Origin of the sequence: Vibrio sp. S234-5 (genome assembly GCF_000960595.1) — a bacterium.
Taxonomy (GTDB): domain Bacteria; phylum Pseudomonadota; class Gammaproteobacteria; order Enterobacterales; family Vibrionaceae; genus Vibrio.
In genome coordinates, this window is sequence record NZ_JZAM01000139.1 from 1 (window position 1) to 7,578 (window position 7,578).

A 7,578-nucleotide genomic window follows, 5' to 3' on the forward strand; every position below is an offset into this window, starting at 1 on the left:
CCCCGTGAAGCCGAGCTTGAAATCGGCAACTACATGGTGTTTTATAATGAAGAGCGTAACCATCAAGGACTCAATAACCTCACTCCTGATGAGGCCTACTTCGGTAGGCAAAGATACGCAGCATGAGCTGGGTCAACCACTTAAGAAATGAGCTTATGCGTCCAACCATTGGGGTCCACTTCTCCATGTCGAAGTCCTGACTGAAGCCAGAGTCTTCTGTACCATCATCATAGTCACCTTGGTCTTCTGTCCAGTTGCCCATAACGAATACTCCTTCTTAGCTGTAATCCATTGCGCCACATGTATCACATGATCCGCCCTTACTGACCCAACCGGGACAACCTAAAGAGCGGCATGAATAACCTGATACCATAAGTGGCTTAATGAATGTCACTTGCATTGCTTGCTTCCTTTAATTGACGTTGTAGTAAATCTACGTTGTGTAGTATCCCACTGCGCTCGGACAGGATGTGTCCAAGACCGCAGAATGAGTGTGAAAATAGTCATCGTCATTGCCCTACCTTATCCAATGAAAGCTATGCCAAATCTCAGTGCGCGACGGTTTGAAACATTTAAAAATGTTTTGCCCTCAACCTGTCCGGCGGAAACCGTACGCTAGTAGCATGAGCGATAAGAGTGAAAAGCTAGCTTTAAGGCTAGGTGACATATTGACGAGATTGTTTATGGGAGAAGTGCTCCCCCCTGAGCAGTTGGTAGCGGACTATCAGGTAAGCGAGAAAACCCTGAGACGTGATTTTAATGAAAGGCTCGTCAACGCTCCGATTATCCGCACCAATGAGGGTTATCGGTTAGATCCGATCATTCGAAGTCAGGGCAATTTAAACATCAATAAAGTGCTGTACGATATTGGTTTGTCCGAGCTATTGCCTAAACACTACAAGCTCAATGGTCACGCACCTGTTCTGTTTAAGAACCCACGCTCTGAACGAACTGACAAATTCAATGCACTGTTTAAGCAACTGACCGAAGTCATCGCTGCTCAAGTGGTCATTGACCTTAACTACAATGAAAAACCGTTTGAATCTGTCCACTGTTATCGGCTGGTCAATGACAGGGGCATCTGGTATCTCGCCGCAACCTACTGTGACCAGCTACATTCGTACCGATTGAGGAATATTTCACAGATTCACCTACGGGAAGATAAATACAAACCCAGTCAAAAAGTCCACGAGGAGATACACAGACAAGGCATGGAGTGGTTAACTCCCGATAATGCTGAAGTACTTGTACAGGTTGATAGGGACGTTGCCCCGCGCTTTCTTGAAGGAACGATTCTCCCTCACCAGCAGCTATTGAAAGAACTGAGTGACGGTAGTTTGTTGGTTAGCAGTCGAGTATCAAGATTGAGCGATATCTTGCCTTTGTTGAAGTCTTGGATACCTCAAGTCGAGGTGCTTTCCCCTGTCAGCCTTAAGCTTGAACTGATACGCGATCTCCACGCTACTTTGGATCGTTACAAGTAGCTGCCACGTTCCGAACAACCAAATCCGATCAGCTTGCGGAGTAATTAGATCATGATGATCCAAATGCTTTATTTGCTGTACATGAGTATCGTTTCATCACGTTGCCACGTTAATAAATAAGGCCCTAGCGTTCTCTCTAGAAGCACAGCTCCAAGACAACAAAGAGCCCCGACATAATGTCGTTTCACTGCGCCGCTACAAATCGTCCTACCTATGAATTTGCCACTATGTACCGATTTTGAGCTTACCTATGTGCGATAAGGAAAAGAGTTGACTTGGCGAATCCTCAAACCGATACCGCGCAAGGGAAAACTCAAAATGATGCAGTTTTTGGTCGGGTTGAGACTAACTAATAAATAACTCCGCTAGGAGGTTGCTATTAAAGGGGTATTACCATGATGTCTGATGCACGAACTCTGCTCCAAATCACTCAGTCCAGTCCGTATTTTTACCTAGTTGATATCGCCAACTTGTTAAGCTTCACCGCCGTTGGCTATCTACTGGGTATGATGACTGGATAAACAGAGCCATGAATTGAACTTGTCACTATAGATCCCGGTGACAAGTTCCTTTTTTAAACCAACGGTTTTAGAGCCAATGTGTGGGAATCGTGGATTACCGCTTACAGCGCATGGCAACGTTGAAAATGACCAAGTTTTCGCGCCGACCTGTAAACATAAGATTAAGGTGCGCTCTTGGCGCTGTAATTAGAACAGATGACTATGGAAAATCTCATGGAAACTCGTTCTCAATACCCCTATACGTTACGCGCCATAGCAAAACCTAAACATTAGCTCCCATTGCTTCGACATAGCAATGGGAGCTTTTAATAACAAAACACCAGTGTAAACCAACCAAACTCGTTAAAATTAAGACTCCCTTCCTTGGTGTTTCCACCGTTCATTGTAATCCAGCAACTTCATCCCCTCTGAATCCCGAAGGCAACGGATTGGGTAAACGTTGCTAAAACTTGCCCCAATGAAAAAGGCTTCCCATCACGCCATAATTAACATGGAGCAATGGGAAGCCTTAGTGTCACTAGGAAGTGAGTCGACTATTTTATGGTACATACATGGTGCTTTCTACTTGGTTTGTTGCCGATGGACTAATCCACAGTGACTTTTATTTCATCGAACACGCCCATTTCGACGTAGCTGAGAAGGTTGGATTCCCACATCGAGTAGAACTCCATTACCTCACTACTTGTTATCGGCAGCTCCGGAACATAGGAAAAGCTGGCTGTTCCAGATGAGAAGTTAAAGTCCACCTCTTTCACCAGTTCGGGATAAGGACCACCGCAATACGCAAAGTCAGTGATGTAATCAAAGATCCACTGGTCGTAGAGGCGAACAAGCCTGATTTCAACAGGGTGCCAACCGCCGTTTTCCGAACTGTAAGATGAATCTCGGAAGTTGATCACTACCGATTGGATCATGGGTGTCCATTTACTTGATTCGCTGATCACTCGGTTTAAAGTATCTTGAAGATCGACACTGACAGGCAGCAGTAATCGCTCAACGTCAAAAGTTAAGTTCATAATAAATTCTCTTTTTAGTTTGTCAGGGAAGCACTCTTGCTAAGTGCTCAGTATGAAAGCCAGAGTTGGCTTGGATGGTAAGGGGTAATGTGGTTTTGGGGTTATTTCGCTTTGGTTTCAGCGTCCACGAGAGACAGCAACTCATCACGACGTTGCTCGTAGTCTGGTGCTAGAACGTGGAGAAACACCGATTTATCCGACTGGATGATAAGACCAAGCCCCCTGCAACAAGCTGCCATAAAACCAGCGTTGTTCGCTGACTGCCCGGAAAAGACACACTTCATCACAGAGCTCTTGAACGGCTTATCACCCTGCACATCTAACACAGCAGTGATATCTTTAAGCGGGATCCATTCCTTGCTGTGCAGACCTCCACCTTCATTACCCGACATGCGGATATAGAGCTCGTTTTCTTCACCGTGAATGGCGATTTCATAGAACACATGGTTCTCTGTTTTCGGTGATAGCTTTTTAGCTTTGCCCTCACGCACGATATAAGTGAAATGGTCAACTGGTAACTCTTCCACGACTGTTACTTGTTCATTGCCCTCTAAGATTTCAGGTTGAACAGTTTCTTGTTGTTGGTTTGATTTACGTGCCATAGGACACCTCCTTTAAGATGGAATTGTTCAGGTTTAGTTTGGTTTTAAGATTCAGCTTGATCAGCTAACTTGGCGACAGGGAACGTTGGACTGTTCATTGGAGCGCAGCAGTAAACACCACCACCTTGCATGGTCACTATGGCGACCGCTATAAGCCAAGGACAGTCCTCATCGTTTAATAACAGCACCCATTCTGGGTAATTAGTAACAAAGCGAAGGAAGTGTTGGTCTTCCTCAGATTCTTCACTCAAGGTTTCGTCGGTATCGGACTCCTCAATCAAGTACAAGGTCGTACCGACCTCATCCCAAAACGTTTTTGTGCTTTCTTCATCACCGAATGGCTCTATCAGGTGCTCTAGCAGTTTTGCTTTCACACCATCCGGCATTGGCAATGATTGAATGTCTTCAAACTTGTTTACTGTTTTCATCGTGAATTTCCTTCTAATAATGAAAAAGCCCCTGTTTAGCGATGAGCTAAACAGGGGCTTTTCTAATGTCATTTCTAAATTAACTGGTTAAACCTAACTTCTTCATTCCCAACATATCTCTGGCTTCGCAGTCAACATATCCGACAAACGAGAGCCAATCTCCCTCCGACGTCCTACAGTCAATTTTGAGTAGCGCCTTGTTGATGACAGGTCAGCGTGATTCAACTGCTTGGCTATGTCGTGTAACGAGACTCCTTGACTAGCTAACAAACTTCCAACCGTATGGCGAGCACTGTGCAGGGTTAGATTCGCTTTATCTCCGGGTATGTCGGGCAGTCCCATCTTGGCTTTGATAGCCTTGAAAGCATGCCTAGGTTGCCCTACTGGTTTACCCTTTTTGCGTCCAGGAAAGAGATACGGGTTATTCGCCACATGAGGCACCGACCTCAAAATCTCAAGCATGTAATCGCTCAGATAAATAACGTGGCTACTACCATTTTTCGTATGCGGGATAGTGAGAGATTTCTCCTCCCAATTCACATCGGATTTCAAGCGCAAACGAAGTTCTTTATCCCTCGCGCCAGTCAAAAACAGCAGAACTAAGTACGCACCAATGCTCTTATCTTCATGGTTCAGAGCGTGACCTATGAACTCCTTTAGCTGTGATTCGGACAAGTAACCAGTGCGCACGTTATCTTCTTTCAACAAGCTCACCTTGTCAGCAATGAGCGGAGCGTCCATCAACTTGTATGCTTGACGATTGATCGTTTTGAGCAGGGCTAGAACACGGTTTATCGAAGCAGGAGCATAAGGCTTGCCTTTAATCGTAACGGCATTCTGCATCTCCATTTGGACTTTGATGATATCGGCGGCGGTTAGGTCATGAATCGAGATATGATGTATCGATTTTGCTAAACGAAATCGCGCTGCGTCGTCCTTCCAACTGCGTTTCTGTTTAGCCAGTGGCAGGTAAACTTCATCAAAGAACCGTTCTAGAGTCATTGTCTTTTCAGCAGTTTGATTATCACGCTCAAGCTTTGGATCAATACCTTCAATAATTTGCTGGCGATACTCTTTGGCTGTCTTGCGTAATATGGCGAGGTCAGTTTCAGGGTGCTTACCAAGACCAATGCTTGCCTTTTTACCTGTTACCGGACTGGTATAGCGTAGAAGGAAGCGTTTCCCGCCAGACTTACCCACTAAGCAGCGAACACCAGTAGGTAAACCAGAGTCTTTCATAGCTGATAAATTGACTTCGTAATCTGTGGATTGGGCGTTTGAAGGGTTAGGGGTAAGGTTGTTGAGGAAAGTGGTGGTGAGTCGCTGTGATTTACTCATTTAGACACGGAAACCGCATGAACATCACCGTCACGTAAGGCTTTCAAGAACCTTACTGAGGTACTTTTCGTCCATTGCGCAGTTCATCCGTTTACGTTTGATACCACCTTTAAACGTGGTTTCGCTCTTTAATAGGTTCAAACATATCTGCCTGATCCTTGCAAAAGCCTCTGCTCGATCGTCCGCTCTAATACGCGAATTGTCCTCACAAAATGCGGTATCAAGTGACCAATGCATGACCTCTACACCCCAGTGAGAACGAGTCGCTTCAAGTAACGTTTGAGCTTCCAATTCTTTAGAGCATATGTAGTAACGAATTCTCACATCTTGCTCTGTGGCGACTGCCGATTCTTGTCGAATTGAAGCCACGATGCCCATTGATTTAAGCCCAGGCCATTCATGTTCAATATCACCCAAAACCGACAAATCGCGATTCACTAAAGCCACTCTCGTTTCTATTCTTCCGTGACTTTTTTCTTGAGTACTATAAGAACTACCGTCGAAGTCTTGAAGCATGTCCATTCGAAAATAATCATCAAAGGCTTGCTCAAGCATTCCCTGATTGCCTTTGACCGCCAATAAATAATCCGCTTCTTTATCAAGGATTTTCTGCGCTATTTTCTTTTGGCAGCCCATGGCATCAATCGTAATCAAGCAGCCTTTTACATCTAGCAAGTCAAGTAGCTTGGGGATCGCGGTAATCTCGTTACTCTTAGAATCAACCTTCAGTTGCCCAATGCTCATTCCATTTGCTGTAGCAAAAGCGTTCACCATATGGATCGTTCCTTTGCCTTTCGAGCGGTCATAAGAGCCGCGTAATGTTTTACCGTCGATGGCAATAACTTCACCATCCGTCAGTGTATGGCAGTCCTTCATCCAGGCAATGAAGCTTCTTTGCAAAGCGACAGGATTAATCATACCCATCACACGAGACAGCGTATCCGCAGAAGGAATTCCAGCTTCAAAGTGACCATATCGTTTAAGGAAATCTAAGCGAGCATGACCAAAATCGATAATGCCATCCCAGCCATCGTGACCCGACAAAACACCACAAATTGTCAGCAAAATAATGTCTGATAATTTGTGTTCTACTTTGCTTTCTTGTCGATAGTCTTTAATGATTTGGAAATGCATAAATGGGTTGATTAACTCGCTCATATTTAGGCTCCTATATTGTCTAGGAGCTATTACAAAACAACAGAAATGATCTTCAAGGTGATCTTAAATTTCATCGGGTTACATCTAAAAACTGAGATTAATGAAGCATTGGCAACTCATTCTAAGCATCACCGCAGCCCTTATATATCAACGACCTTCATGCAGTTTCCCTGCTCATTTAGACCTCCGTTAATTTATATTCCCACACTTCAGTAATATAAATTTCAGAGGTCTTTAGTTACGGGTATACCCTTGATTAATAATGGCTTTAGGTACAAAACCACTCTAGTTAACAAAACTGAACAGTCATAGGACGATATTGATGCACTACCAAGCACAGCCAAATATGATGAGATATCGACACGTCATTCAAGGCTAGAAAAATATGTATATATTATCGAATATCACTGGCTCCCATCACCAAGATCTGCAAAGGTTAATTGATCAAGGGGGCGATAGACTCCTCATTACATCACCGTTCTTAGCTTCTGATGTGACAAGTTTTTTAGATGGCTTTCATTTCAATGCAGTCAAGAACATTGAACTGGTAACGACATTCAAAGCCAATGATCCCGAGCAGTTAACAAAGCCAAAACAACTATTAGACTTCCTCGAATACTTCAATGCCAAATACCCAAAGGTAAAGGCAAAAGTTCACATCGATAATAGCCTTCATGGAAAAATTTATGCCCTTACCAAAAACCATGAGCATCAAGCTATCATCACATCGGCAAACTTCACTAAAAACGGATTGCACCACAATCACGAATGGGGGGTACTAACCCCACACAGTGACCACTTGGACAATCTCATTGATGAAATTTACGAAGCCATTGAATTTAGAGAGCTGACATTAACTCAACTTAGAAAAGCTGTGATGTTCGCTGAGCAGTACCGCTCACAAAGTAAGCGCATCATAAACCCCGCATTCTAATCGTCTAGCCCGAATAATAAGATCAAACCTCCAACCCAAAGGAGATTTGAAATGGCCAAACGACGCACTAACCAAGAATGGCGAACCCTGTTCGAAC

General features: G+C 44.2%; 8 protein-coding genes and 1 pseudogene. 4 read left to right on the top strand and 5 right to left on the bottom strand.

Translation table 11 applies throughout. The features are described 5' to 3' along the window. The 3 genes and pseudogenes from UF06_RS23775 to UF06_RS28165 all read left to right on the top strand — a co-directional run. A pseudogene (locus tag UF06_RS23775) lies at nt 1–126 on the top strand (IS3 family transposase); the annotation flags it as partial. A gap of 542 nt (nt 127–668) precedes the next feature. Next, the gene (locus UF06_RS05870) at nt 669–1,484 is read left to right on the top strand and encodes a WYL domain-containing protein (protein ID WP_242401990.1); all 816 of its coding nucleotides are present in this window, start codon (nt 669–671) and stop codon (nt 1,482–1,484) included. A gap of 395 nt (nt 1,485–1,879) precedes the next feature. Continuing rightward, nucleotides 1,880–2,005: a hypothetical protein gene (locus UF06_RS28165; RefSeq protein ID WP_255212448.1), complete on the top strand. Its 126-nt coding sequence runs from the start codon at nt 1,880–1,882 to the stop codon at nt 2,003–2,005. A 584-nt stretch (nt 2,006–2,589) separates the two neighbouring features. Here the strand turns inward: UF06_RS28165 and UF06_RS05875 are convergent. The 5 genes from UF06_RS05875 to UF06_RS05895 all read right to left on the bottom strand — a co-directional run bounded on the left by UF06_RS05875 (nt 2,590) and on the right by UF06_RS05895 (nt 6,547). After that, entirely contained in the window at nt 2,590–3,021 is a 432-nt protein-coding gene (locus tag UF06_RS05875; RefSeq protein ID WP_045569616.1) for a DUF2787 domain-containing protein, read from the bottom strand. 101 nt (nt 3,022–3,122) lie between these two features. Further along, nucleotides 3,123–3,623, bottom strand: coding sequence for a hypothetical protein (locus tag UF06_RS05880; RefSeq protein WP_045569617.1), 501 nt, complete (start codon nt 3,621–3,623; stop codon nt 3,123–3,125). A 44-nt stretch (nt 3,624–3,667) separates the two neighbouring features. Then, nucleotides 3,668–4,051: a hypothetical protein gene (locus UF06_RS05885; RefSeq protein ID WP_045569618.1), complete on the bottom strand. Its 384-nt coding sequence runs from the start codon at nt 4,049–4,051 to the stop codon at nt 3,668–3,670. Nucleotides 4,052–4,153: 102 nt separating this feature from the next. Then, nucleotides 4,154–5,389, bottom strand: coding sequence for a tyrosine-type recombinase/integrase (locus UF06_RS05890; RefSeq protein WP_045569619.1), 1,236 nt, complete (start codon nt 5,387–5,389; stop codon nt 4,154–4,156). A 30-nt stretch (nt 5,390–5,419) separates the two neighbouring features. Next, nucleotides 5,420–6,547, bottom strand: coding sequence for an ISAs1-like element IS1358 family transposase (locus tag UF06_RS05895; RefSeq protein WP_045569620.1), 1,128 nt, complete (start codon nt 6,545–6,547; stop codon nt 5,420–5,422). A 385-nt stretch (nt 6,548–6,932) separates the two neighbouring features. Between UF06_RS05895 and UF06_RS05900 the strand changes: the two genes are divergently transcribed. Continuing rightward, on the top strand, nt 6,933–7,481 hold the full coding sequence (locus UF06_RS05900) for a phospholipase D family protein (RefSeq protein WP_045569621.1): 549 nt from the start codon (nt 6,933–6,935) through the stop codon (nt 7,479–7,481). Nucleotides 7,482–7,578 lie beyond the last annotated feature (97 nt).